General features: G+C 66.7%; 26 protein-coding genes, 1 tRNA gene and 3 pseudogenes. 14 read left to right on the top strand and 16 right to left on the bottom strand.

The window, feature by feature from the left end:
• The first annotated feature begins 8 nt into the window (after positions 1–8).
• From PGN25_05495 to PGN25_05480, 4 genes and pseudogenes are all read left to right on the top strand, one after another.
• Positions 9–1598, top strand: a complete 1590-nt coding sequence (locus tag PGN25_05495; protein MEH3117065.1) for a bifunctional 3-(3-hydroxy-phenyl)propionate/3-hydroxycinnamic acid hydroxylase — start codon at positions 9–11, stop codon at positions 1596–1598.
• On the top strand, positions 1595–2317 hold the full coding sequence (locus PGN25_05490; protein MEH3117064.1) for an SDR family oxidoreductase: 723 nt from the start codon (positions 1595–1597) through the stop codon (positions 2315–2317). Before PGN25_05495 ends, PGN25_05490 begins: the two co-directional genes overlap by 4 nt.
• A 205-nt stretch (positions 2318–2522) precedes the next feature.
• Positions 2523–3005, top strand: a pseudogene (locus tag PGN25_05485) (FAD-dependent monooxygenase).
• 5 nt (positions 3006–3010) lie between these two features.
• Positions 3011–3792 (top strand): annotated as a pseudogene (locus PGN25_05480) (IS5 family transposase).
• Positions 3793–3856: 64 nt separating this feature from the next.
• Here the strand turns inward: PGN25_05480 and PGN25_05475 are convergent.
• The 5 genes from PGN25_05475 to PGN25_05455 form a co-directional block, all read right to left on the bottom strand.
• Positions 3857–4468 (bottom strand): DUF433 domain-containing protein, encoded by a 612-nt coding sequence (locus tag PGN25_05475; GenBank protein ID MEH3117063.1) that lies wholly within the window; start codon positions 4466–4468, stop codon positions 3857–3859.
• A gap of 110 nt (positions 4469–4578) precedes the next feature.
• A complete protein-coding gene (locus tag PGN25_05470) occupies positions 4579–6084 on the bottom strand; it encodes a hypothetical protein (GenBank protein ID MEH3117062.1) in 1506 nt (501 codons plus the stop codon).
• 72 nt (positions 6085–6156) lie between these two features.
• Complete coding sequence (locus PGN25_05465) at positions 6157–6969, bottom strand: IS5 family transposase (GenBank protein ID MEH3117061.1); 813 nt, start codon at positions 6967–6969, stop codon at positions 6157–6159.
• A 93-nt stretch (positions 6970–7062) separates the two neighbouring features.
• Positions 7063–8373: an IS4 family transposase gene (locus PGN25_05460; protein MEH3117060.1), complete on the bottom strand. Its 1311-nt coding sequence runs from the start codon at positions 8371–8373 to the stop codon at positions 7063–7065.
• 244 nt (positions 8374–8617) lie between these two features.
• The gene (locus PGN25_05455; protein ID MEH3117059.1) at positions 8618–8932 is read right to left on the bottom strand and encodes a DUF736 domain-containing protein; all 315 of its coding nucleotides are present in this window, start codon (positions 8930–8932) and stop codon (positions 8618–8620) included.
• Between the two features lie 671 nt (positions 8933–9603).
• Here PGN25_05455 and PGN25_05450 point away from each other — a divergent pair.
• On the top strand, positions 9604–9903 hold the full coding sequence (locus PGN25_05450; GenBank protein MEH3117058.1) for a hypothetical protein: 300 nt from the start codon (positions 9604–9606) through the stop codon (positions 9901–9903).
• Entirely contained in the window at positions 9893–10462 is a 570-nt protein-coding gene (locus PGN25_05445; GenBank protein ID MEH3117057.1) for a hypothetical protein, read from the top strand. Before PGN25_05450 ends, PGN25_05445 begins: the two co-directional genes overlap by 11 nt.
• A gap of 338 nt (positions 10463–10800) precedes the next feature.
• On the opposite strand, the gene PGN25_05440 is transcribed toward PGN25_05445, so the two are convergent.
• Complete coding sequence (locus tag PGN25_05440) at positions 10801–11235, bottom strand: hypothetical protein (protein MEH3117056.1); 435 nt, start codon at positions 11233–11235, stop codon at positions 10801–10803.
• Positions 11236–11874: 639 nt separating this feature from the next.
• Here PGN25_05440 and PGN25_05435 point away from each other — a divergent pair.
• The 3 genes from PGN25_05435 to PGN25_05425 are packed head-to-tail and all read left to right on the top strand — an operon-like array spanning position 11875 to position 13837.
• Complete coding sequence (locus PGN25_05435) at positions 11875–12540, top strand: DUF6088 family protein (GenBank protein MEH3117055.1); 666 nt, start codon at positions 11875–11877, stop codon at positions 12538–12540.
• On the top strand, positions 12537–13583 hold the full coding sequence (locus PGN25_05430; GenBank protein MEH3117054.1) for a nucleotidyl transferase AbiEii/AbiGii toxin family protein: 1047 nt from the start codon (positions 12537–12539) through the stop codon (positions 13581–13583). The genes PGN25_05435 and PGN25_05430 overlap by 4 nt, the downstream gene beginning before the upstream one ends.
• Complete coding sequence (locus PGN25_05425; protein MEH3117053.1) at positions 13580–13837, top strand: hypothetical protein; 258 nt, start codon at positions 13580–13582, stop codon at positions 13835–13837. The genes PGN25_05430 and PGN25_05425 overlap by 4 nt, the downstream gene beginning before the upstream one ends.
• A 136-nt stretch (positions 13838–13973) precedes the next feature.
• Here the strand turns inward: PGN25_05425 and PGN25_05420 are convergent, their stop codons facing one another.
• From PGN25_05420 to PGN25_05410, 3 genes are all read right to left on the bottom strand, one after another.
• On the bottom strand, positions 13974–14318 hold the full coding sequence (locus tag PGN25_05420) for a DUF4326 domain-containing protein (protein ID MEH3117052.1): 345 nt from the start codon (positions 14316–14318) through the stop codon (positions 13974–13976).
• Between the two features lie 1217 nt (positions 14319–15535).
• On the bottom strand, positions 15536–16537 hold the full coding sequence (locus PGN25_05415; protein ID MEH3117051.1) for a tyrosine-type recombinase/integrase: 1002 nt from the start codon (positions 16535–16537) through the stop codon (positions 15536–15538).
• Complete coding sequence (locus PGN25_05410; GenBank protein ID MEH3117050.1) at positions 16534–16665, bottom strand: hypothetical protein; 132 nt, start codon at positions 16663–16665, stop codon at positions 16534–16536. Before PGN25_05410 ends, PGN25_05415 begins: the two co-directional genes overlap by 4 nt.
• Before the next feature lie 292 nt (positions 16666–16957).
• On the opposite strand from PGN25_05410, the gene PGN25_05405 reads away from it, so the two are divergent.
• Complete coding sequence (locus PGN25_05405; protein MEH3117049.1) at positions 16958–17845, top strand: transposase; 888 nt, start codon at positions 16958–16960, stop codon at positions 17843–17845.
• A 17-nt stretch (positions 17846–17862) separates the two neighbouring features.
• Here PGN25_05405 and PGN25_05400 read toward each other — a convergent pair.
• Positions 17863–18554: pseudogene (locus PGN25_05400) on the bottom strand (IS3 family transposase).
• A gap of 460 nt (positions 18555–19014) precedes the next feature.
• On the opposite strand from PGN25_05400, the gene rhuM reads away from it, so the two are divergent.
• A complete protein-coding gene (gene rhuM / locus PGN25_05395) occupies positions 19015–20109 on the top strand; it encodes a RhuM family protein (GenBank protein ID MEH3117048.1) in 1095 nt (364 codons plus the stop codon).
• A gap of 174 nt (positions 20110–20283) precedes the next feature.
• Here rhuM and PGN25_05390 read toward each other — a convergent pair whose 3' ends face one another.
• Both PGN25_05390 and PGN25_05385 read right to left on the bottom strand, forming a co-directional pair.
• Positions 20284–20517, bottom strand: a complete 234-nt coding sequence (locus tag PGN25_05390; protein ID MEH3117047.1) for a hypothetical protein — start codon at positions 20515–20517, stop codon at positions 20284–20286.
• A 505-nt stretch (positions 20518–21022) separates the two neighbouring features.
• Complete coding sequence (locus PGN25_05385; protein ID MEH3117046.1) at positions 21023–21586, bottom strand: hypothetical protein; 564 nt, start codon at positions 21584–21586, stop codon at positions 21023–21025.
• Positions 21587–22224: 638 nt separating this feature from the next.
• Between PGN25_05385 and PGN25_05380 the strand changes: the two genes are divergently transcribed.
• Positions 22225–22503, top strand: coding sequence for a type II toxin-antitoxin system RelE/ParE family toxin (locus PGN25_05380; protein ID MEH3117045.1), 279 nt, complete (start codon positions 22225–22227; stop codon positions 22501–22503).
• Positions 22503–22811 (top strand): HigA family addiction module antitoxin, encoded by a 309-nt coding sequence (locus PGN25_05375; GenBank protein MEH3117044.1) that lies wholly within the window; start codon positions 22503–22505, stop codon positions 22809–22811. Before PGN25_05380 ends, PGN25_05375 begins: the two co-directional genes overlap by 1 nt.
• 69 nt (positions 22812–22880) lie before the next feature.
• On the opposite strand, the gene PGN25_05370 is transcribed toward PGN25_05375, so the two are convergent.
• Positions 22881–23120: a hypothetical protein gene (locus PGN25_05370; protein ID MEH3117043.1), complete on the bottom strand. Its 240-nt coding sequence runs from the start codon at positions 23118–23120 to the stop codon at positions 22881–22883.
• 102 nt (positions 23121–23222) lie between these two features.
• Here PGN25_05370 and PGN25_05365 point away from each other — a divergent pair, with 102 nt between their 5' ends.
• Entirely contained in the window at positions 23223–23354 is a 132-nt protein-coding gene (locus tag PGN25_05365; protein MEH3117042.1) for a hypothetical protein, read from the top strand.
• 38 nt (positions 23355–23392) lie between these two features.
• Here the strand turns inward: PGN25_05365 and PGN25_05360 are convergent.
• The 3 genes from PGN25_05360 to PGN25_05350 form a co-directional block, all read right to left on the bottom strand.
• Positions 23393–23469 (bottom strand) — tRNA-Met (locus tag PGN25_05360).
• A 152-nt stretch (positions 23470–23621) separates the two neighbouring features.
• Complete coding sequence (locus PGN25_05355) at positions 23622–23933, bottom strand: hypothetical protein (GenBank protein MEH3117041.1); 312 nt, start codon at positions 23931–23933, stop codon at positions 23622–23624.
• Between the two features lie 437 nt (positions 23934–24370).
• A complete protein-coding gene (locus PGN25_05350) occupies positions 24371–25900 on the bottom strand; it encodes a DEAD/DEAH box helicase family protein (protein MEH3117040.1) in 1530 nt (509 codons plus the stop codon).
• Positions 25901–25909: the final 9 nt, after the last annotated feature.

Raw genomic sequence — 25909 nt, 5'->3', positions numbered from 1 at the left:
ATCGTCGGGTGTCGCAGCGCGGATGGTCCTGTCCGGTGATGGTGGTGGGGTGCGGGCCGGTGGGCGCGACGCTCGCGCTGATGCTCGCGCGCCTCGGCGTCAGGGTGCTCCTGATCGAGCGCGAGGCCGGCATCTACCCACTGCCCCGCGCCATCGCCTTCGACAGCGACGCCTTCCGCATCCTCCAGTCGATCGGGATCGGGCGCGACGATTTCGCCACCGTCGCCGTTCCGCGCATCCGGCTTCGATCGCCCTGGTTCGGCCTGCTGGCGGACGCCGACATGCGCTTCGAGCGCGACACCCATCCCGCACAGAGCACCTTCCACCAGCCCGATCTGGAAGATGCGCTGCGTCGGCGTCTGCGCGATCACCCCGACCGGATCGACCTTCGCCTCGGGACCACTCTTCTCGGCTACGAAGAGGATGAGGGTAAGCTCACCGTCCGCCTCCGGGGCCCCGGAGGCGACTATGCCGTTTCGCCGTCCTGCGTCGTCGGCTGCGACGGGGCGAACTCCGTCATGCGCAAGGCTGCCGGGATCGATTTCCGGGGCCGCAGCTACGACGACGACTGGCTGGTGATCGACGCGGACAATCCGGACGGCGGGATCGACCATGTCGAGTTCCTCTGCGATCCGCGTCGTCCGACACCCCACATGCCGGCGCCGATGGGCCGCCAGCGATGGGAGTTCAAGCTGCGCCCCGGCGAGACCCGCGCCGCGATGGAGCGCGACGAGGCCGTCGACCGGGTGCTCGCCCCGTGGGGCGGCCTGGCGAAGGTGCGCATCCACCGCCGCGCGGTCTACCGGTTCCAGGCCCGCTCGGCTTCGACCTACCGCAAGGGGCGGATCATGATCGCCGGCGACGCCGCCCATGTGACGCCGCCCTTCGTCGGCCAGGGCCTGATCTCGGGCCTGCGCGACAGCCACAATCTAGCTTGGAAGCTCGCCGCGGTGGTCCACGGACGGGCGCCGGAGGCCATCCTCGACAGCTACGATGCCGAGCGGCGCCCGCACGCAAGGGCGATGATCGACTTCGCCCGGCGGATCGGAGCGATCGTCGTCCCGCGCAGCCGCCTCGGGGGGATCGTCGTCCACGGACTCTTGAAGGGAGCGCGGCTTCTTCCGACGGCGAGGCGCTACCTCGACCAGCTCGGAATGCGTCCGCCCGCGCGGTTCGCGCGAGGCCTCTTCCGGCGCGGATCGCGAAGCGGCCGGGTGCGGGCCGGCGAAGCGTTTCCGCAAGTCTGGTTGCGCGACGCCGGCGGCGACCGCGTCCGGAGCGACGACGCGTTCGGTCCGTGGCTCGTCTGCCTCGGCTACCGATGCGATCCCTCGGTCATGCTGGATGCGGATGGCCGGACTCTCGCGGCGCGACTGGGGGCGGAGATCGTCGAAATCGTCCCGGCGCACGCCCGATGCCCGCCCGCCGGCTATCGGGATGCGGACGATGCGCTCGAAGGCAGGCTCGCCGCGGGATCGGTGGTGTTGCTGCGGCCCGACCGCGTCGTGATGTGCGCGGGAACGGCCGCCGGCACGCGGGCCATGTTGCTGGACGCGGAGCGGATGATGCGGGACGGAACGGCGGAGACGCGAGGATGAAGGTCTGTGTTCTGGGTGCGAGCGGCAATGTCGGCCGGAGGGTGGCGGCGCGTGCGCTCGCCGAAGGTCACACGGTGACCGCGGTGCTGCGCGAGGCCTCGCGGCTGCCGCCGGCGCTGGCCGACCGCGTGGAGGTGCGCGTCGCGGACCACGCTTGCCCGCGCGCGCTCGCAGAGGCGATCGACGGGCACGACGCGGCGGTGGGCACGGCGGGCTACCTGACCGATCCAGGCTACATCGAGTTGGTCGACCGCGTCGTCGAGGCGGCCGAGACGAGCCTCGGCCGCGGCGGACGTTTCTGGATGATGGCCGGCGCCGCCCTCCTCGACGTTCCGGGCACCGGCCGGATGACGCTGTCCTATCCGAAGGTCCCTCCGATGTATCGGGCACATCGCATCAATTACGACCGCGTCCGCCGGACCGTGCTCGACTGGTCGGTGCTCTGCCCAGGCCCCATGACCGACGCGCCGGACGGCGAGCCGACGCGGGGCCTGACCCTTTCGGCGGAGACCTGGCCGGTGCGCCGCTGGCCGCTGGCTCGCCTTCTCCCCGACATCGTCACCTCGCTGAACTTCGCCCGCTCGGTGCCGCGGATGACGATCTTCTACGAGGACGCCGCCAGGGTGATCGTGGATCACCTCGCGACGAAGGGCGCATATTCCGGGCGGCGGGTCGGGATCGCGCTTCCCGGAAACGCGACGCACCGGAAGCAGCCGTAGGCGCTCGATACCGTCGAGCCTCCATGCCGGCCTGTCCGCATGCCGGACGGCTTCGCGCACCGCGTAGACGGAATGCCGCCTGCCGTTTCAGGTTCCTTGCCAGCGAAAGCAGGCAGAGGACGCTCGCAGGATGCCAACCTACCCTTCCCGCACGAAGGTCGCCATCGTCGGGGCGGGCCCAACCAGTTTGACGGCGGCGAACCTCATGGCGACCTACGGCATCGACTTCGTGGTGCTCGACCGCGAGCCCGGTCCGATGAACCTGCCGCGGGCGATCGTGCTGGACGACGAGGGCGCGCGCACCCTTCAGACCTTCGGTCTCGACAAGAGCTACGTCGCTTCCACGATGAAGGCGGTCGGTTCGAAGTATCTCGACGATGCCGGCCGTTGCATCGCCGAGACCGGAGCCGGGCCGCAGACCTACGGCTTCGCCAAGCGGCAGTACATCTACCAGCCCGAGCTGGAGAAGGCGCTGCGGGACCGGCTGGAGGAGCAGGCGCCCGACAGCCTCCTCTTCGGCAGCGATGTCGCAAGGGTCGGCAGGTCCAGGGACGGGGCGGTGGTCCACGTCACCGACCCCCAGGGACGCACACGCGAGATCGCCGCCGATTGGATGCTCGCCTGCGACGGCGGCCGCAGCCCCATTCGCGAGGGTCTCGGCATCGCCATGTCGGGCAACACCTACTCGCAGGACTGGATCGTCCTCGACATGGTGGACGATCCCGACACGTCCCGTTTCCGCGCCCGAAAGGGGGCCGGCCTCCGATCGAGAACCGTGCCGCGCTCAGCGGCCTCCTGTTCGTGCTGCGGTCGGGCCTGCCGTGGGAGATGCTGCCGGCCGAGATGGGCTGCGGCTGCGGCATGAGGTGCTGGCGCCGCCTGCGCGATTGGCAGGAGGCCGGCGTGTGGGCGCAATTGCATCAGGTGCTGCTGGAGCGCTTGCACGCGGCCGGCGAGATCGACTGGCGGCGGGCGAGCCTGGACAGTGCCTCTGTCCCGGCTAAAAAGGGGGGACTGCCACCGGCCCGAACCCGACGGATCGGGGCAAGCCGGGCACGAAGCGCCACCTCGTCACCGACGCCCGCGGCACGCCGGTCGGCCTGAGGCTGACGGGTGCCAACCGGCACGACAGCCCGCAGATGGCGCCGACCCTCGATGCCATCCCGCCGCTGAGCACGGGCCGGCGCGGCCGACCGCGCCGACGCCCCAACAAGCTGCATGCCGACAAGGCCTGCGACGCCAAGGCGCGTCGGCAGGAATGCCGGGCGCGCGGGATCGTGCCCCGCATCGCCCGCAAGGGCATCGAGAGCAGTGAAAGGCTCGGCCGCCACCGCTGGGTCGTGGAGCGCACCCACGCTTGGTTCAACCGCTTCCGCCGCCTGCCCATCCGATACGAGCGCCGAGCCGACATCTACGAAGCCTTCACCAGCCTTGCTGCCAGCCTCATCACGCTCAACCAGATCAGACGGTTCTGTGAGGCGATCTTATGCGGCTCGGTCTTGCCGATCTCGCGAAAGACATTGGTGTCGAGGAGGTATCTCATGCCTCGTCGAGCACCTCGTCGAGGGCTTCGAGGCCCGCTCCGCGCAAGGCGCGTTTGGCCGTCATACCCGGATAGGGGCGACCAGGCTTCGGGTGAGCATCGGCATAGGCCTTCGCAGCGGCGATCGCCTCGAGGGTCAGAGAGGGGTAGTCCTCACGGATCTCATCGGGGCTCATCCCTCCGCCAAGAAGCGCTGCGATCCGATGGACCTCGACGCCGCTTTCCTTCAGCACGGCGTCGCCATTGACGCGGAACTCGACCCTCTCTGCCAGCACGGCGAGTTCATGTGTTCGGGCCTCGAGCTCCGCTTTGAACTCGCCGATCGAGATGCTGAGATGTCCGAAGCGAACCTCGCGGGCGTCCTCGACGGGCAACTGCCAGAGGGCATGGTAGAACTCGTTCCTCGCCTTCGGCGTCAACTCCTCGCGAAGCGCGCGAACGGCATACAGGTAGATCAAATCCGTCCATTCGACGGCTCGAACCGATCCTCCCGCCTTTCGCACGAGCTTCGCCTGGACGGGCCCGGCGTCCAGAGCCTTCTTGACCTGCCTCAGAGGCTCACGGAGAACGAAGGCCGCTTCGGCTGCGGTGAATGCGAGCTCGGCCATAGCAACTCCCTCAATTCGACCCATACATTGGGGTTGGATTAGGGCTTCGTCAAGCAGCGGGGCGCCTCCCTTGCCCGCCATCGATGCCGCGTCATGACCGGCCTCGGCCCTCAAGCCGACATCCAGCAATCGAAGCGGTAGCCCCGCTCCCGATCGATCTGGACAGCCCCATACGGCCAGAAGTCCCGGAGCACTTCGGCATGCGGATGGCGGAAACTTCGGTGTGCTGGATCGGAGGAAAAGAGACTGATGGACGGCTGGACCTTCGCGGCAATCCCCCGATGCCAGTTGCGCTTCGACCCGTGATGCATGACCTGAAAGAACGCCGTGCGGGCCAACCTTCCGCCTCTGGAAAAGAAGCGCTCGAACGCATCGAAGCGCGGGCCGGCATCCAGCGTTCCATCGCCCGTGTAGATCTGAGCGCATCGACCGAACTGCGAGGATTGGGTTGCCTTTTGCCCTTCGAGAAGACCGGACTGTGGGCGTAGTCTCCCAAGGGGGCCGGAATACAGAAACAAGGAGATCAAGTTGCGAAGCTCCGACGTCGATCCGAAATGGCGATCGTAGAGCGTTTTGAGGTCGGACAAGGCCTGCGCACGGTTGGCCGGATCATCACGCAGGGTCGTGACAAGAGGGGCTGCCGCAGCCAGGAAGGCCGGCGTCGCCCTGGGAGACAGACTGGCATCGTTGTACGGAACGAACTCCCACAGGAGCAGCGCGAGAACCCGCCCGCCCGGGCGCAAGAAGCGGACATGAACACCGGCATGCGAGGTCGCTGCGGGGTCACTCGATGCATCCTCCGGCGGGTCTCCCTGCTCCACCTTCAGATCGATCTCGCCGCCTGAGGGTCCCCCTTCGAAATCCTCCGGTTCGGGCGACGGCAAGTCGTCCGGCCCCGAACCCGGCACGAAGACGATCTCCCCGATGCGGCCCTCTCGACCACCACCGGCAAGATAGGCAACCGGATCCAGGAAAAAGTCGAAGAAAGGATCGTCAGCTTCGATGCCCTGCTCCAGGGCGATCACCAGCCGCTGCCACAGGGGGACGTACGGCAGGAGCAGGGTCGTCACCGGCATACGGTCGATGAGGCGGACAATCCCGCTCACGTGATCCTGATCGAAGTGCGAGAGCACGCACAATCGGTTCCGTGAAGCCCCGATCGCGTCCTGCTGCCGCAAGAAGTTGCGAAGCGCCTTGTCCAACAGTGCTTTGGTCGAGGTCGTTCCGCAATCGTAGACCCAGTTGAGAGGTGGTCCTCGCTCGCCGACGACCGCCCCCGAGGAGAAGAGGCCCTGCCCGACCGGCCACCAGTTCAGCATCAGGCGCCATGGCGAGGCGGGCAGGCGGATGGACCGGTGAACGAAGACAGACGGACTCAGCCAAGGATGGTTGAGCGAGTCCGATATGAACAGATCGACTTCCACCCCGATGGCCGGATGGACCCCAGGACGTCGGTGGCCGCCGCCTCGAATTTCGGCGATGACGCGGTGATTGATATCGCGGCCCGGTCGGGTGAAATACGACAGGATTTCCTGGTTGGACAGCTCGGGATATGTAGAAATCATTCCCATGATCAGGCCGATGTCGCTGTCGGTCAAACTGGCAGCGGAACTCAAAGCAGCCTCTTTTTCTTGTAGAATTACGTCATTTGAACAGGTCGCATGGCGCCTGAGAGTCCGTCCGGGAATTCATGGTGCCCGAGCGATACGGCGCAGAAGGGTCATGACGGAGGCGGCGTAGAGGAAGGCCGCGGCGGATGCGAGGGTGGCCTCGGCATCCTTCCAAAGGCGCCGGTTGCGGCTGATCCATGCGAAGAAGCGCTCCACGACCCAGCGTCTTGGATGGACGGCGAAGCCGACCTGATCTGGTGCCTTCCGCACAATCTCAATGTCGATCAGCGTGGCGGTACGTGGCCTCTCACCGGCAAAGCCCGCATCGGCAAAAGCCTTCGTCACGAAAGGGAAAGAACGCCGCGACAGGCGCAAGAGCGGAATGGCACCGTCGCGATCCTGGACGCTGGCGGGTTGAGGATCGAGAACAAGGGCGCGTCCGTCCGTATCGACCATGACCTGGCGCTTGCGGCCTTTCACCTTCTTTCCAGCATCATACCCTCTCGGCCTGCCGGCTTCGGTGGTCTTCACGCTCTGGCTGTCGATCACGGCAGCGCTGGGCGAGGCCTCGCGCCCGACCCGCTCGCGGTCCATCATGACGAGGCGGTGGTTGATGCCAACGAACACGCCTGCGTCGCGCCAACGGCTGAAATGATCGAACACCGTGCTCTTGGGCGGCAAGTCTTTGGGGATCAACCGCCAGGGAATGCCGCCCCGCAGGACGTAGAAGATCGCGTTCAGGATCTCGCGCGTTGGCCAGGCCGGGCGACGACCTCGCGAACATCCTGTCGGCAACATGGGCTCGACGATCGCCCATTCGGCATCCGTCAGGTCGGTTTCGTATCGCAAGTGGTTGCGGCTATGCTGCCATCGGGTGGTCGGGGTCCACATGGCGCTTCCAGATCAGGCGTCAGATACCTTCTGGAATCAGCCTCGCCCCGATCACTCAACCCATTCTCGGACGGGCTCTGAGAGCCATGCCTTTTAAGGTGTTTTCTTAGCCATTAGCTTGGCCTTTTCGAGGACCCTGGCGGTGGCGACGTGTTTTCGGGCCGTAGCCGCCGCTACATAGGGCTTGTCGACCTTGCGCTTGGGACCACGCGGGCTGGTTGCAATCCGCCCTGGGTCGACCCGCTCCGCCAAGGCGAGCAAGCGGGCCGCGACGCTCGCCGCATCCTCCTGGCCCGTCAACACAGAGCCGTGTCCGAGCGCCACCATCAGCCCCTCGTAGCCGGCACCGATCTGACGGCTCAGGTGGAACACCGAGACCCGCGGCTCGGGCCCGTGCACCTGCTCGATGCACGCGCTCAGCAGGCTCAGCACGTTGTGGGCCAGAACGGCAGCGGCAAACCCCAGCAGGGCCGCCCGCGGACGACCCAGGCGACCGGCCTCGCTGTGCAGCACCCGTTCCATCTGCAGGAACAGACCCTCGATCCGCCAGCGTCGCCGATACACCTGCGCGATCTGCGCCGCACTGACGCTCGCCGGCAGGTTGCTCCACAGCCAGATCGTCCGGTCTCCCTCCGTCGTTGGCGCCGTCAAGCTCAGCGCGATGCGCCGCCACGCATCGCCGCTCCCCTCCAGCGTAATGCTCTGCTCACACAGTGTGCCGGTCTCGCAGGAGCCGCACGCCTGCCAATCCCCCTGCGCGCCCAGGCGGGGATGGTTGCCGTGCCGACGCACCACGAAGTGGCTGCCTGCCTCAACCAGACCCTGCAGCCAGGTCCGGACACAGAAGTGCCGATCGGCGACCCAGACCTGACCGGGCGCGGCAGCGTCCAGGAGGGCCCGGGCCAGCGCCCGTTCGTCGGCATAAGCATCTTCGGCCGCCACCAGATCGACGGCCAGGCCGGTATCGGGATCGTAGACGACCAGGGTCTGCCCCGGCAGGGCGGCGCCGCGATGCGCGCGCAGAGGCTTCAGGCGCTTGTCGCTGCCGGGCAGATGGTTGCCGTCCAGCACGCGCAGTGCGTAGCCCGGCAGGCTCGGATGGCCGGTGCCCGCCGCGGTCATCACCGGGGCCAGTCGGGTCGCGCTGCCGCGCACGAGGGCGCGCAGCAGGTCGGGCTCGGTGCGGTTGACCTTGTCGTAGAGGGCGGGCAGCGAGACGGTCAGGTCTTCGGCTTCGCGCGCAGCGGCGTGCAACGACGAGCGCAGGCCGAGAGCGACGAGCATCGTCAGCCTGACGACAGTGGAGAACAGCAACTCCCGCGTGTATTGCCGCTGGCGATGCTGCTCGAACACCTCGTCGATCCAGCCGGCCGGCAGCGCGTGTTCCAAGGCCGTGCGGGCCATCAGGCTCGTCGGCGCATAGTTCTCGAACCGTTCAATGACGGCAGACCAGACTGGATCGGATCCTTGCAATGCTTCGCTCATTGCAAGGATATAGTTAATATAAACGAACCTTAAAAGGCATAGCTCTGAGTGCCGAACGCTCTGCGCTGATGCCCACGAAACACGCGCATCGTTAAGAACACGTCGAAGTTGAGACGGAGACGGCGGTGACGTCGGTCTCCGCCGCCTGATGCTACGCCTCGGCTCAATCCCGGTTCGGGCGAGACCAGATCAGCTGCATGGCGTCCTCACCCTCCACCTCGACGAGGTTGGCGTAGATCGGCGCCGGGAAGCTCGGGTCGTCCAGCTTGATCGAGACGTAGTCCCGGCCCGTTTCCTCGCTCTGGCGCTGCCAGCCGGCCCCGAGCTCGACGTTGCCCGCCGCGAAGACGCGGAAGTGCAGGCCGCGGTCCGAGGGCCGCTCGATGCGCACCAGCTTGACCCGGACGTTGAGGGTGAGGGTGCGGATCGTGCCGGTGAAGCCGTTGTCGGTGGAGGTGAAGCTGCCGATGGTCGCCATGGTCCTGTGCCTTTCGCGTTCCGGACCGCGCCCGTCGCGGTCTCGATGGCTGTCGTGAGACCGGAGGCGGGCGGCCCGCACCCCGACAGGGGCCGGAACGCCAGTGGAGGACGGCCAGAGGCGGCTTTCTTGGTTCGCGAGGAATGCGAGCGCAGCGAGCAGGGGAAGAAAGTCGCCGGCGGGCGTTGCGGCGCCGATCGAGCCGGCCTGCCGGCGGACTTCGGTCAGACATGCCCCGTCGAGGCCCGCCCCGGGCGCCGATCGCACCACCGCGAAGGACGCGGGACAACTGCGCCCCGGCTCCCCTCCCCGCGCAACACAACAGCGCATCCCGGCGCCCCAGCATCCCCTCGCCGCGCCACCCGGCCGGCCAGCCACGCCAGAGATCGCCCGCCAGACGACGAGAACCGCCGCTCTCCCTTCAGCCGGCCCCGTCGAGCAGGTCGAGGTCGAAAAGCGAAGGGAAACGACGCGACGATCCCATCCCTCGCCACGCTGGGCCGGTCCTCACCCCGGCGACGTTCCGCCCATCCCGATGGAGTTCGAGGCGCGGCCATCCCGCAGATCACGAGTCCGCAACCGAGCCGGCGAGCCAGCGAGCCGCCTTGCGCTGCATGACACTATCGCCTATTTGTCCTGCACACATGGAGACTATGTTGGAGACCAGGGACATGCATGAGAGCGACCCAAAGGTCGTGGTACCGCCCGTTTCGCGTGAGATCGTGGCCCGCCGGGTCGCGGCGACCCTCGACACCGTGGCCTCTGCGGGGTTGCTGTCCGGTCGTAAAGGAAAGCGCATCTCGGGGCGGGCGCACGACCAGTTGTTCGCCGCCGCTGCCGCGCGCTCCGGCCTTGATGGCAACGACCTGCTCGAATATGCGCTCGCGAAAGTCGCTCTCGAAGACGATTTCACCGAGCGGCTCCTCGCGCTGAAGGGCTCGATCGCCAAAGACGTCGACCTTGAGTTTTGATCTTGCCGGCGCGCTGCGCCGGCTGAAGCCCGAGAAGCGCGTCGATGCGCTTGCCCGGCGGGATGACGACGAACTGGCATTTGCAGCGTCCGCGCCTGCAGCCGGCCCGGCGCTCCTGCTCGACACGACCGTGTACATCGACGCGCTGCAGGACCGCCTGCCGCCGGTCGTGACGGCCCTGCTGATCTCCCGGCAGGTCAATCACTCGGCCGTCGCGCTGGCCGAACTGGCTCATCCCCTCGGCCGCCTCGATCCAGCTCATCCCGAGACGGCGACCGTCATCTCTTCGATCAAGGCGACCATCCTGGCCGTTCCAGCCCGGCGCCTGACCGCACCGAGTGTGCGCGTGCTGGCGGAAGCAGGGATCGTCACCGGCATTCTCGCCCGCCTGCGCGGAACGGCGAAAACCGATCGCCAGCCTCTCTTCAACGATGTCGTGCTGTACCTTCAGGCCATGGAAAGCGGCTTCACCCTGCTTTCGCGCAACATCGCGGATCTCGACCTCGTCGAGCAGCTCGTACCGACCGGCCGCGTGCTCTTCTACCGCCAGGATCCCTGATCCGTCGTCGCACGGCGATCGGACGGCGCAGGCTCGACAGGCGTTCGGGCGCGATCCGGCCGAGCGCGCCATAGGCCCTCGAACCCCGTTGATCACGGCGATGAGGGCCAGGATCTCCAGCGTGATGCGCAAGGTCGCCGTGTTGAGCGAGACCACCGATAATCCATCCATTTCCATCCGAACGGCGCGCTAGATGCGGAGACGGATTGCGATGCCGTCGCCGGCGAGAGGGGCGACGCGGCCCTCCCTTCGGCAGCAAGGCCGAGCGGTCGATCCGGCCGGCCCTGCTTCGGACGGAAAGGACGACAGGCGGCGAGCGCCGCCTGTCGTTCAGATCTTCAGTCCTCGTCTTCATCGAACCAGTCCGGGTATACCGGGCGCGGGTCGCCCGGGAGGATCAGGTTTCTCGCGGTGACGAAGATGCCGAGCTCCTGGTCGATCCGGTCGAGGATGCCGTGCAGTGCCTGCATCTCCACGGGCACGCGATCGCGAAGATCGAAGGCACCCTCGCACCAGTAGGGTATGAAGGTCTCCTCGTAGTACCAGACGTCCTCGCCCAGCGCCTGCGCCTTGCCGGGATCGGTGTTGAGGATGAACCGGCGTTCCGCCGCGAGAGCGGCACGGGCGAAGCCGATGAATTCGGCGAGCTGCCGTTCCAGCCAGTCGTGCAGCGCACGCTCTCGTTCGTCCGTGCAACCGAGGCGGTTGGCCAGCACCATGATCCGGAAGCCGGCGGCGCTCGCGTGGAGCCCGAGGAAATCGACATTGGACATCAAACTCTCCTTTCGTCTTTCTGACGGAAGGAGGGCCGCACCGTAGCCGCGAGGGGTCAGGGATCGCGGCAGCGACCGGCAGCGCCGACGGGTGGAGGAGCCGATTTCGTCGGAGCGCAGCGCAGGCGAAATTGGGGGCACCGCCCGTCCTTGACGCCGGAGCGGCGGGTGCACAATGGGCCGTCAGAGAGAAGAGACCCCGAGCCCGAAGGGCGAGGTCCGCTTGCCGGCGCCCGCCGGCCCTGCGGCGGTGCGGCGGCCGCCTCCGTTCGCCGGCGAACCGCGACGGTGCCGCTTCTCCGCGGGAGGATCGTCACCGGCATCGGACGAAACCGCGCCAGCGGGTTCGGTCGCGTCAGCGCATAGAGCCGTCCGCTCGGAACGAGCGGCCCGCCCAGCCAAAGCGAGGGGGTTCGAAGCCGGAGCGCTGCTTGTCCCGGCCCTGCGCGACGTCCATTTTTGGCGAATGGCGCGACATTGCATTTTCGGTCCCGAAGCGGCTGGATCGGGTGAGCATGTCTTCCCCGTGACCCTTGGCCGGGCCGAGGTCAAGCTGGATTCGCAACCGGATGAGTCCGAAAAATGTAGCATGTTTCGGACAGACTTTCATTTGTCCGAAGAATACGGCATACTTCGGACATGCCGTCGCTTGCCGCCCAAGCCCAACCTGATCTGCGCAGCCGATTGCTCGCCCGCATCGCAGAGCAGCCCGGCGATGTCTGGACGCCCAGCGATTTCGCCGATCTCGCCAGCCGGGATGCGATCGACAAGGCCCTCCAGCGCCTGACTGCTGCTGGCGAACTCCGGCGTATCGACCGCGGCCTCTATGACCGCCCCGGCATCAACAGCTTGACCGCCCGGCCCACCGTTCCTGACTATCGTGCCGTGACCCGTGCCGTCGCCCGCCGCGACAAGGCCCGCTTCATTGTCGACGGCATGACCGCCGCAAACGACCTCGGCCTCACCACCGCCGTTCCCGCACGCATCGAGGTCCTCGTCGATGCTCGCCTCAAGCCCATCCAACTCGGCAAGCAGGAAATCCACTTCAAGCCCGCCGCCGCGAGCCGGCTCTACTGGGCCGGGCGGCCAGCGATGCGGGTGGTCCAGGCCCTTCACTGGCTGCAGGACGTCTTGAGCCACGACGACGAACGCACCCGCGTCACCGAGATCCTTCGCAGTCTGTTCGCAGATCCGAAGCACGGTCGGGCGATTCGCGACGATCTACGCGACGGCCTGTCGGCGCTGCCCATCTGGATGCAGGAGTTTCTTCGGCCAATGATCGTCGGCGAGGGCCCGCCCCCATGACGGCCGAAGCCTACACCACCGTCGTTCGCGCCCCGGCGCGGGATCGTCTCGACCTCTTCCTCAGCACGGCCAACCGGCTCGGCGCACCTGTCGGCAACGTCGAGAAAGACTTCTGGGTCTGCTGGACGCTCGACGCGCTCTACAAGCGCCTCCCGGTCGACCGGCCGCGTCTCCTCTTCAAGGGCGGCACATCGCTCTCGAAGGCCTACGGCCTGATCGAGCGCTTCTCCGAGGATATCGACGTCACGGTCTTCCGCGACGATCTCGATCGGGCCGCGAGCGTCGAAGAGCTCGAGGCGCTGTCGGGGAAGAGGCGCCGAGCGCGGCTCGATGCGATTCGCGACGCCTGCCGCGATTATGTCACGGGACCTCTCCGGGAGAGCCTCGCCGCACTCCTCGCCGACACCACAGAAGGGGCCGGTCGCGTCGAGGTCGATGCGGCCGACCCGGACCGGCAAACGCTGCTCGTCTGGTATCCTGAAGTCGAACCACGGGACGATACCTATGTGCGCCCGGCCGTGCGGATCGAGTCCGGCGCGAAATCCGCGCTCGATCCCAACCGGCCGGTCACGCTGCGACCCTACATCGCCGAAGAAACGCCCGATCTCGATCTGTCGGTCCCGGACGTGACTACCATCGAAGCCGGCCGGACCTTCTGGGACAAGGTGGTGATCGCTCACGGCCTGAGACGCTGGTACGAGCGGCGCGGCGTTCTGCGCCAGGAGGGCCAGCGCATCTCCCGCCACTACTACGACCTCCACCAGCTCCTTGGCTCTGAGGTCGGGCGAGCAGCCCTGGCCGACCTGGACCTTGCGCAGGACTGCGTCCGGCACGCGCGAATGTTCTTTGACCGGCCGGATTACGACCTTGCATCGGCGCAACCCGGCAGCTTTGCCCTTGCGCCAGTCGAAGGCATGACCGATGCCCTGCGCCGCGATTACGCCAACACCGCGGGCATGATCTTCGGAGAGCCCCCGGCCTTCGACGCCATTCTTGATTCCGTGCGGCAGCTCGAGGCGGCTGCGAACGACCATGCCGCATGATCGATCCAATCTCTCTTTTCCAAAAGGACGTCGCCTCGATCATTCGCAACAAGCACCCCGACTACCTACTCGTGGGCGCCGAAGCCGAACAGTTCCTGACCCAGGGCGATCTCCGCCATGGCCGCTTCTCGCTGGAGACCGGCATGTCGATCGGGTTTCCCGCCGAGGGAACCGCGGCCATCGCCGCGCTCGCTGCGGAGCTTCGTCGGACAGTCTTCTCGCCTGGATCGACGCTCAGCGGATGGCGGCCTTGAACGCTCGGCCCTCCCGCGCGGGGCAGCCATGATACGGCGTAGAGCCGGTGGACGAATCCGTCCCAAAGTGTGGTCTGCGGCACCGCCACCCGCTCGGTTCAAGGAGCGGACTCGAGGCCCGCTCCACCACTGTCTCTCAGACTTCTTCGCAGACGTACCGCCGCACCATGTCCAGCAGCACGTCGCCGTGGCACGGCAAGGGCGCGCACCAGCAGATGAAATCGGTATCGACCAGATCCGGCAGTGCGGCCATGATGTGCGGCTGCCTCGGCGCCCATTCCGCATATTTCGCAATCACCTCGGCGCGTGTGCCGTCGCGGCCGATGACGAACGGATTGCCGAGCGGATCCGGGCGACCGATGTAGCGTTGACCCGGTCCGGCGCGGCGGCCGACGATGCGGGCGTTGAGAACTCTTGCCATTGCGGCGCTCGTGCCGGTGAAGCCGTTGTCGGTGGAGGTGAAGCTGCCGATGGTCGCCATGGTCTTGGTCCTTTCGCTTGTCCGGACCGCGCCCGTCGCGGTCTCGATGGCTGTCGTGAGACCGGAGGCGGGCGGCCCGCACCCCGACAGGGGCCGGAACGCCAGTGGAGGACGGCCAGAGGCGGCTTTCTTGGTTCGCGAGGAATGCGAGCGCAGCGAAGCAGGGGAAGAAAGTCGCCAGCGGGCGTTGCGGCGCCGATCGAGCCGGCCTGCCGGCGCCCTTCGGTCAGACAGGCCCCGTCGAGACCCGCCCCGGGCGCCGATCGCACCACCGCGAAGGACGCGGGACAACTGCGCCCCGGCTCCCCTCCCCGCGCAACACAACAGCGCATCCCGGCGCCCCAGCATCCCCTCGCCGCGCCACCCGGCCGGCCAGCCACGCCAGAGATCGCCCGCCAGACGACGAGAACCGCCGCTCTCCCTTCAGCCGCCCCCGTCGAGAACGCCCGCACAGCCTGGCGAGAGTGGCGGGACCGACAGCCGATCCTTCCCGGCTGAAGCCGGAGGGCCCGAGGCTCCAGCGACCGCTCCGCTCGCATCGTGATCGAGGAACGCGAAGATCGTCCTCCGGCGCTCCCGGGCCCGGAACGCGACGTGGCTCGAACGAAATCGCAAGGCCCGGCCACCCGGACGCGCGGCGGCCGCCCGCAAGACGGGTTGCTTCCGGCCGCGACGAACGCTCTCGCCGTTCGCCCGCATCGTCGCACCAGCCCCAGATGACCTTGGCGTGACCCTTCCGGCCGGTGCGCGGATCGACGCCGCTGCGCGAGCACCCCATCCGCACCCAGCCGTCGAAGCGATAGAGATCGCCGGAATGCAGCGCGGCGTCCTGGTAGCTCAAGGCCCAGCGGATGCCGTGCGTCTCGCCGAGCGCGGGGAAGACGAAGGCGCGCCAGAGCCGTAGCGCCACGCGGCAGAGATCGGGCCGGGACGCGCAGAGGCACGAGAGCTCGATCGCCTCGCGCCGGTCGAAGCCGGCGACGAGTCCGCCGTCGTGCCGCAGCCCATGCGACCATCCCCGCGTCGGGCGCCGCACCGGCCCCATACGATGGTTCCGGCGAGGAAGCAGGCGTTGAGTTCGTCCCGCCCGATCGGCGCGAACGCGACCGGGATGCGGAGAGGATCAGACACCGCATTATGTAGAGCTCGGAGTTATGTTGTTTTGAGGCGTCCTAGCGCCGCTTTTCGCAGCGCTAGGCATGGATTACTTCCCATAACTATTGGTCATGGACGGCCTTCAACATAGCCAGCAGGCGATCGGATACGCCAGTGAAAGTGCCTCTCCTGATTTGCGGGGCAGTCCCTGCGTCGAGGATATCGAGCTTCTCGGCAGGATCGATCCGGAGGTAGATCTCTGTGCTGGTGACGCTGCTATGACCGAGCCAGAGTGCTACTCGCCTGATGTCGCCGGTCGCTTCGAGCGTATGAACCGCACAAGTATGCCGAAGAACATGCGGCGTAACCTTCTTGCGTGCGAGACTGGGGACCGACCGTTGCGCTATTTTGACGTGGGTCGTCAGGCGACTGGCGAAGCCATGGCGACCAATGGCTTCGCCACGCGCATTGAGGAACACGGCGTCATCCTGGCTGGATGGCCTGATGCGCAACCAGTCCCGCAGAACCGTCTGGGTTTCCTTCCAGAGAGGCAGAACGCGCTGCCGGCGGCCCTTGCCGAGCACATGGATTACATCCGTCGCGGGGCGGTTAACATCTCCGAGCTGGAGGCCGGTAAGCTCGGATACGCGCAGGCCGCAGGCATAGGCAAGGTGCAGCATCGCTCGGTCACGCACACCCGACCGGGTTCGCCGATCCGGTGCGTCGAGCACTGCTTGCAACTCGGCGCGGGTCAAATAATCCACGAGGGGGTGCTCGACGCGCTTGGCGGGGATCGCTTGCGCCTGCATGGCCACATTGAGACAAGCCGGCGCGCGGTATTCCAGAAACCGGAAGAACGAGCGGATTGCTGCGAGCCGGGCATTGCGGGTCCGAGGTGTGTTCGCACGATCCGCCTCGATATGGTCCAGGAAGTCGAGGAGCAGCCCACCGTCGATCTGCTCGATCTGCAGGTCCGAAGGACGGACCTTCAGCCGTTTGGCCGCAAAGTCGACGAGCAACTGGAAGCTGTAGGCATAGCTGTCGATCGTGTGACGGCTCGCGCCACGGTCACGCGGCAGATGCTCCAGCAGATAGGTGCTGAGGTATGGTGCGAGCGCGGTCATGCTGCACCGCCTTTCTGGAACGCCTCGGTTGCTTCAGCGATCTGGCGGATCAACACCGGCGTCGCCTCCAGGTACCAGTAGGTGTCGGAGAGACAGGCGTGTCCAAGATAGGTGCTGAGCGCGAGCATATGCCGGTTGATCGTGGCCCGATCGTTGCCGCACTGTTCGAGCGCGCGAACAGCGAAGCTATGCCGGAGATCGTGTAGTCTGGGTCCGCGCTCACCTTGCGGCCCACGTAAGCCGAGCCGCCTTGAAAGCTTTATGAAAGCGCACGTGACTCTGACACGACTAGGCGGGTTACCCGTCGAGAGCACAAACAGATGTGGGTCAGGACCACCCATGCACCGCCTCAGCGCGAGATAATTACTCAGCGCGCTTCGGGTGCTCGGCTCGATGGGAACGAGCCGGGTTTTATGGAACTTGGTCTCGCGGATCAGCAAACCGTCGGGCATCAGGTCGCTTTCCAACACGGTCGGCGAGCGACTGCAGTCTCCCTACGACCCGGAGGTCCACTACAGCACCAAGCGGCAGATGGAATGGTCGGGTTACAAGGTACACGTCACCGAAGTCTGCGATGCGGACGCGGCCCATCTGATCACAAACGTGATGACCTGTCCGGCGATGCAGCCGGACATGGCGAGCACGGCCGCGATCCACGAGCAGCTGGCGGCAAAGAACCTTCTGCCGGCCGAGCACTTCGTGGATGCCGGCTACGTCGATGCGGGACTGCTGGTCGGTAGCCGACGCGACCATGACGTCGCGTTGGAAGGGCCGGTCCGCGCCATGCCGAGGCAGGCGACGCAGGCTGAGCAGACCTATGAACAGCGCCACTTCGCAATCGACTGGGAAGGCGAGCGGGTCACCTGTCCCCAGGGCAAGACGTCAGTGACGTGGCGCGCTACCCGCGACGAGGTCGGTGCCCCGCGCTTCCAGGCGGTGTTCAGCCGGACCGATTGCGGCGCCTGCGCGACGCGAGCGCTTTGCACCGCGTCGAAGGAGGCGCGCCGCTCCGTCTACTTCCTGCCGCGCCCGGAATACGAGGCGCTGAACGCCGCTCGAGACCGGATGCAGGATCCAGCCTGGAAGCAGCGGTATCGCATCCGCGCCGGGATCGAAGGCACGCTCTCGCAGGGCGTGCGGGCCTTCGGACTACGCAGGAGCCGATACATCGGCCAAGCCAGGACCGGACTGCAGCAGGTGTGCGTGGCCGCAGCGATGAACGCCGCGCGGGTCGTACACTGGTTGGCGGCAGTGCCGCGAGCCAGGACGCGCACGACACGCTTCGCAGCCTTGGCACAGGCCGCCTGATTCGCCGACAGTATCTAGGTGAAGTCGGCGATCCACTTCCGGTTCGGCCCATCGGCCGCGAACTGCCGCTCCAGGAGGTTGGCGGCCGCCGCAGCCCGCACGCCCTCGTCCTTCGGCAACCCGCGCCGTCGCCGCGGACGAGCTCGCATCGCGTTCTCGCGCATGATCCGCTCAATGCGGTGCAGGCCGCACGCCACGCCCTCGGCCAGCACGTCGTGCCAGACCCGCCTCGCGCCGTAGGTGCGGTCGCTGCCCACGAAGCTCGTGTGCACCTTGGTCAGGATCGCCGCGTCGTCACGGGCACGCTGGCTGGGGGATCGAGTGAGCCAAGCGTGGAAGCCGGAACGGGAGACGTTCAGCGCCGCGCACATCCAGGCCACCGGCCAGACCGTCCGGTGCTTGGCGATGAAGGCGAACCTCATAGCACGTCCCGCGCGAAGAACGCGGTGGCCTTTTTTAGGATATCACGCTCCGCCCGCAGCCGGGAGACCTCCTTGCACAGCCGGTCGATCTCGGCCTGCTCGGGCCGCATCTGCCCGTGGCCGGGGAAGGCGTGCTGCGGATCGGCCGCAGCCTGCTTCACCCAGCGGTGCAGCACCGTCTCGTGCACGTCGAGGTCGCGGGCCGCTTGGGCGACGCTCACCCCGCGCTCCCGGATCAGCCGAACCGCCTCGACCTTGAACTCACGTCCGAACTTGCGCCGCTGCATCCTGTACCTCCGGTCTCATCATCACACCCAAACCGGGTGTCCGTGAAACCGGCAGCAGGCCACAGGAAGCTGCGGCGGCCGGCGCCAGCGATGACGACCGCATGGCCGAGGTGCGGAAGTGGACGCTCGCGGCGGCGCGTGGAGGCTGAAGCTTCGGCCTACTGTAGCCCAGCCTTGCCGTTGCCGGTGGATACCGCCAGTCCGAGTTGTGCACCGATAGTAGATGAGGACGCACAAGAACGGTGGATATCCACCGTCGTGCCACCCGCCAGTGACAGACTCGCAAGCCTGATCCGTGGATGCTGGCTGTCCCAAAACGAAACCCGCCCCGAGTTATTCGGGACGGGCTTTGCGGAGGGGTCGGCCGAGACCGAGACACCACCTGTGCAAGCGGATCATCACCACGATCCGTTGATGGCGTCCACCCCTCGGTCGGCTCGATTCAGAGCTCTTTTGAGGGATGGTTTTCGAACTGTCGCGGAAAAACAACGGATCGAAGCGCGGGATTGGTCGCCGCTTTACGGATGGAGTGCGCTCTGCCGCCGATGGTGTCAGGAATGCCGCAGCGAGCACCCTCAGAAATGTCGCTGATCGGATCGAGGGGCCAATTGAGAGCTTCGAGGTCGCGAACCGCAAGAGCCCCTTCCAGGTCGATCCTGGTCGCCAAACGCTGTGGGGGACACAGGACGAGATCGCAGAAGTGTACGGCCGCGACCGGTCTGTGATCAGCCGCCACCTCAAAAACCTGTTTGCAAGCGGTGAGTTAGACGAGGCCGCAGTCTGTGCAGATTTTGCACGGACTGATGCGGACGGCAAAATCTATCAGGTGGCCCACTACAACCTGATCGCAATCCTAAAGGTCGGTTTCAGGGTCCACTCGCCTCGTGCTGCCGAATTCCGCGATTGGGCAGCCCAGAAGCTGGAGCGGTATGTTGTCGACGGATTTGTCCTCAATGAGGAGCGGCTGCGGAACGACCCGACGGCCGCCCAGTCCCTCGCCGAGCAGGTCCGCGCGATCCGCTACGACGAGAAGAACTTGTATGCCCGAGTGCGGGACTGCGTGGTGCTGGTGTCCAGCGACTACGACGGCACATCGGAGCAGGTGCGCAGCTTCTTCGCCCGCATGCAGGACAAGTTTCACTTCGCGGCCTGTGAGCAGACAGCACAGCAGATCCTTCTTACGCGTGCGGACGCCACGAAGGATCGGGTGGGCATGACGACCCAGATCAACAATCGCCCAACACTGGCGAATGCGAAGATCGCCAAGAACTATCTCAGCCCTGAAGAACTGAGGCTGCAGATGCTCGCTGGCGACGCCTTCTTCGTCTACGTCGAAAACATGATCGCGCGCGGTCGCACAGCCACGACGGCGCAGTTGCTGGCAAAGATCGACGAGGTGTTCAAGTTCAACGAGATACCGGAGTTTCCCGGCTACGTTGGGCCCTACATCAAGCCGCAAGTCGATGCGCACGTGAAAACACAGTACGATCTTTTCCGGGCTCGCACGGCGCAAGAGCGCTACGACGACGCCCGGCGCATCCCACCCAACACCTGACCGCCCCAAAACGAAAAACCCCGCCGCGGCGAACCGGGCGGGGCTTGGTGATGATCGGCAATGGCGGGCAGTGGTCAGGTCGGCGCCGCCCCGCCCATCCCCAGCGCTCCGGTCCGCCACCAATCCCCGATCCAGGGGCGGATGCGCTCGATCGCCGGGCCGATGTGGGGGCGATCAGTCCGGGTCGCGGTAGTCGTGCCCCATGTCGATGTAGGGGCGCGCCGCCTCGGCGACAGGTCTCAGATCGGGCTGTGCCAACACGAGGTAGGTGACGAGCCCGGCCATCGCGAGCCAGGACACGCCGAGCCGCAGCTTGTCGCCCGGCGGCACGTCCTTGCCGAACAGGTCCGGCACCGTCACGCCGATCGCCAGCGCGCAGATGCCGAGCACGATCCAGAAATCGAACACCGCGTTGTTGATGATGTAGGCCGGCTGGCCGGAGAACGTGATCGATGGTCCGCGTGACGATGGCCGGCATCCGCCCCTCGCCGGTCCCGTACCGGAACGGCGTCAGGACGTAGATCTGCACCTCGGACACCGACGGCGTGAAGTCGGGCTCGGGGCGATGGAAGCGCGGCAGGTCGGGCGAAGCCTCGCCAGCGCGGACCTGAGCCGCCGCCTCGCGCATCGGATCGGTGAGGAGCGCCTTCACGGGCGACTCGTGTTCGGTCGGCTCGATCAGGCGCCGATCGGTCCAGCCGCCACCGATGATCTTCCGCATTGCCTCCGACACGTCGAGGCCGGGCAGCGTCGTCGCGATCATGTGGCCGGTGAGGTAGGCCGCCACGACCTCGGGCGCGCGGTGATGAACTTGCCGCCGTTCGAGCTTTCCTTGCTCAGCCGCCGGAAGTTTTCGGCCCAGTCCACTACGTCGAGGTTCGGCGGTGGGGTCAGGCCGCGGCGCCACGACCGCCTAAGACTGCGGGTGTCGAGATAGGTCGAGGTCGGAGGGCTCGCCGAGTTCGGTGAGGAGGGTGTTGACATAGGCGGCTAAGATCTGGGTCAGCTCGCGGGCGTCGGCCTTGCCGGTGGCAGGATCAATCCGGATCTCCTCCGCCATCTCGATCGACACGCGCGCCGGCCACGCGATCAGCGCGTCTCGGATGGCGCGGGCCTCCTCGAAGAAAGCGGCCTCCGCGGCGGGGCGCTCGACGAGGATGCCCTGCTTGACCGCATGATCCAGCTTCCGAAGCAGGCCGAGGTAGTTCTCCTTCCGCTGCGCGGCCTGGGCCAGCGACAGGTTCGGGTCGTCCCAATCGGTCTCGACCGGATCGCCCCCGGCCTCGTCGTTCACCGGTTGCGGCGCCGGAGCCGCGGGCCGCGGCGGCGAGGCCGGGCGGGCAGGCTTCCCAACCAGATCCTCATCTCGCGGAATGGCCCGCACCGGTCGATGCGTGGTGCCGCCGCGATAGTTCGCAGGCCGCTGGTCGAGGTTCCATTCGCTGGCCTTGACATCGACCTTGCCGTCGGCGGTCATAACGAGGAGGCCTTGCCCCTTCCACTTCGTGACGACCGCCTTGGAGACACCTCGGTGCCGGGCGAACTCGGCCTGCCCCATGGCTGTCGAGCGTTCACCCATTGCGTTCACCGTTCACGGGTTTTCGGACCCTGGCGCTAAAAACAACCGGGGCCCCGACCACCCGTATACGTTCGGAGCCCCCAGGGGCCCTGACGGTCGAGGGGCGGGGTCAGTCCCCACCACCTCTACCACCACCGTCGCTGGACGAGCACGACGACCCGCTGTCGGAGAACGACGAGCCCGAGCAGTGCGAAGACGGGTGATCTGATCCGGCGCTGGAACCTGTACCGTAGAGTGCAGGGCTGTAGCCGCCATCGCTGATGGTCGAGGACTGCGACCGACGACCCTGCGCTGCTTCCTCACGGCGACGGCGCGTCTCGTCGCGGCGCTTGCGGCTGAAGATGCTGAACAGGCCCATGCCGATCGCCTTCTGCTCCTGCGCCGATGCACCGTGGGGCGCCTCGGGCCGCGGAGATCCACGAGGATAGCACTGACGGTGCCGTACGAGCGACTTCGAAAGGAATCCTCACGGTCCTGCAGGTTTCGACTGTAAGGCAATGCTTGACAGGATCAAAGTCAGGCGATACCTTACAACCATGATCCGCTCGTTCCGCAGCAAGGGCCTCGCCCTCTTCGCCCAAACGGGCAACGCGAAGAAGCTGAGCGTCGAGCACGTCGGACGCGTTGCCCGCGTCCTGAACCAGCTCAACGCGGCGACGAAGCCTGAGGACATGAACCTGCCGGGCAATCGCTTCCACGCCCTGACCGGCGACCGTGCCGGCACCTACGCGGTCAACGCCAGCGGCAACTACCGCATCACCTTCCGTTGGAACGGCCAGGACGCCATCGACGTCGATCTGGAGGATTACCACTGATGAGCGGCAACCCCCTTCTCTCCGGCCTCGCGCCAACCCATCCAGGCGAAGTGCTGCGCGAGGACATCCTACCGGCCACCGGGCTGTCGAAGACCGAGGTCGCGCGCCGGCTCGGCATCTCTCGGCAGACCCTCTACGACATCGAGGGCGAGAAGCTGCCCGTGACGCCCGCGATGGCGCTGCGGCTCGGGCGCCTGTTCGGGAACTCCCCCGAGTTCTGGGTCAACCTCCAGCGGGATTACGACCTGCGCACGCTGGAGACCGAGATGGCGGAGGAACTTGCCGCGATCGATCCGGTGGCCGCCTGACCTGCCAGGTTTCTGTCGGCTTCAGGCTGCCGAGCCCGTAGCGACTGGTGTCAGGATCCCGCGCCATTCTCACTGGCGCACCAGCGCACCCGCGGGCGCGTCCGGTCGCTCCATCCAGTGCGTCGCCCGCCAGCCTTTCGGGAGGCCGCTCCACGATGCCGGGCGGTTGCACATGCTGTCGCCGCCGTCCCACCGGCAGTCGGGGAAGCGCTCACCGACGAAGCGGTCGCCGTCCGCGAGCCAGATCTTGGCCCAGAGGTCGACCTTGCGGTCCTTCGGGGCGGTCTCGACGCTCTGCCAGTCCGTCATGTCGAGACCTCGCGAATACTTGCGCCGACCTGCGCTTTTACTGTTGACGCCTCAAGTATAGTTCTGTAGAACTACAAGCACAGACAGAGGCGGAGACAGCAAGTGTTCAAGATCATCGACACCAAGACCAACAAGACGGCCTTCGCCAAGGTCTCGGAGCGCGAAGCTCACATCCGAGTGGATCACCTGAACGCCGCTTTCCAGACCACCCGGTTCAAGGCGGTCCGGATCTGAGAGGGAAGGGGCTTCGGCCCCCGCTTCCGTTCTGAAACTGGTTGCGGCGGTCGGATTCGAACCGACGACCTTCAGGTTATGAGCCTGACGAGCTACCGGGCTGCTCTACGCCACGTCGTGAAAGGAAAGGGCTAATCGTCCCCTGTTGGGGGACGATCTGGGAGACCAGCCTACAAAGTGGAGAAGCGGTCTCGCCCGTCTCCGTAGCGGCTCCATTCAATCCCGCTGAGGGGAGAATTAAGCGGCTACTGCGCGTCTGCTCACATATTACACGAGGCGGACGTCGGCAAGATCGAGTTCGATCGGCGTGCACCGTCCGAAGATGCTGACCCCAAGTTTCAGCCGATCGCCGGGCAAGATCTTCTCGACCACGGCCGGAAAGCTAGCGAACGGCCCTGTGAGCACCACGACGCTGGCCCCTTCGCTGACGCCCATGGGCGCTACGATCTCGCCTTTGGCCACCGCGTCGGCGAAGCGCTGAAGCAGTTCGGGATCGAGACGCGCGGGGCGCAACACCATGCCGGAGACGTTGCCCTCTGGCCCGCCTTCTTCCTCGATCCGAGAGACGATCTCGGCCACGCCCTGCTGTTGGCGAGCCTCGTCGAGGTGGTCCGGCGCAGGGCCTCGTGGCGCGCTGCCGGCGCATCCGCGGCCGCGAATGCCTCCTCGGTCTCCCGGAAGGCGTCCGCAAAGCCCTGCGCGAAGGCAGACCAATCCGCGCCCGCCGCCGACTGCGGAGACGCATCGTCCATTTTGGACACCGCCTCCGCTACCGACATGCCGGCGGCGCGGGCGATCGCTTCCATCCGACCGGCGGCGGCTGCCTTCTCCCCAGGGCTGTCGGTCCGGTCGTGGAGGGCGCGGACCTTGGCGAAGGTCGAGAGATCGGCGGTCACGGCGCGCCTCCGGCCAGCATGGCGCCGATACGGGCGTCAGAGGAGGATCCGCCGCTCTCGGACAGGATGTCGTTCCAATCGACTCCCACGCGCGGAGGCAGCTCGACGCGGACGATACGATCACGGGCGGCGAGGCGCTGGGCGAGGGCGTAGGCCGCCGCTTGGCCAGCGAAGCCGGGATCGACGTCGCCGAAAACCACCTGCTGCGCCTGGCATCGCTGATACAGCCATCGCGGCACCGTGACCGGCTGCCGGCCATTGCAGTGGGGGCACGCTGCCGTGCCGGGCCGCTTCCGCAGATTGTGAAAGCGCCCCATGTGCGTCTGCGAACACCGGTCGCACCGCACTTCCACCAGCAAGTTCCAGGTCGAGCCTTCCGTCTTGGCGCTGATGACGGTCAGCGAACCGAAGCGGGCGCCCACCCACTCCGGTGCGAGCGATCCGCAGGCCAAGACGACGCGCTTCCGCGAGCGAGAGCGATCCTTCATCGGTCATCACCTCGTGGTCAGGGGTTGCGGTAATTCCGTCGTGAGTGATTACGGGCTGCACGCCCTTGCAGATGGCGCCGGCGTGGTGGACGAAGTTCACGCCATCCCAGACGCGATCAGCGAGCGTCACGTCTTCGATAGGCACCTCACCGCGGTCGGTAAGGACGAGCATGCCGCGAGCGAGGCAGTCCGTCTTGCCCGGCGCAGTTCGCAGGCCCCGGCCGATGATCTGCACGAACAGCATCTCGGATTTGGTCGGCCGAGCCAGGACGATGCAACGCACATCGAGATCGACGCCGGTGGTCAGGCAACCGACGCTCGAAATCACCCGCAGCTCACCGGCCGTGAAGCGCCGGAACAGCGCCTCACGCTCGTCGGGTTTCGTGTAGGCGTCGATGTAGCCGCAGGCGACGCCGGCACGCTCGAACTCGGCTTGCAGCCGCTTGGCGTGCGGGCGATCGACGGCAAACACGAAGGTCGGGCGGTTCTCGCCGCGCTGGCGCCACGTCGTCACCACGTCGGCCACCAATTCCGGTTTGTTCATCGCCTCGCCGAGGTCGCCCTCGTGGTAGTCTCCGGCGACCGTCCGCACGCCGGACAGGTCGGGATGGGACGGGGCGTAGACCCGGAACGGCGAGAGGTAGCCGGCGGCGATCAGCTCGGCGGTCGTCGTCACCCGGATCAGGTCGTCGTAGTGCTTGCCGAGGCCCTTGGTCCAAGGTGTCGCCGAGAGGCCGACGAACGGGACGGTCGCCCAGTCCGGCGCCGCCATCCACAGCCCCAGCATCTCGAACCAGCGGTGAGCCTCGTCGATCACCACGATGTCGAACGGCGGGATCTCCCGGCGCTGAAGGGTCTGGATCGAGGCGACCTGCACCGGCTTCGTGCCGTCGGTCATCGGGTGGTTGCCCTGGATCACCCCGATGTCTTCGATGCCCTCGGCGAAGAACGAGCGCACGGTCTGGTCGATCAGGGCAATGGCCGGGACCACGAACAGCACCCGCTTCCCCTTGGCGAGGGCACCTTTCACGATCGCGCCGGCCACCACGGTCTTGCCGGCACCGGTCGGAGCCTGGACCATCGGACGGCGGTGCCCGGTGCTGAGGGACCGGCGCAGTTGCTCGATGATGCGGGCCTGGTGCGGACGAAGCTCTCGGCTCATCGGGCGCCT

This window comes from Methylorubrum populi (assembly GCA_036946625.1).
GTDB lineage: Bacteria > Pseudomonadota > Alphaproteobacteria > Rhizobiales > Beijerinckiaceae > Methylobacterium > Methylobacterium populi_C.
Note: the sequence above shows the minus strand (reverse complement) of the source record. Positions and strands in the feature narration are given on the sequence as shown.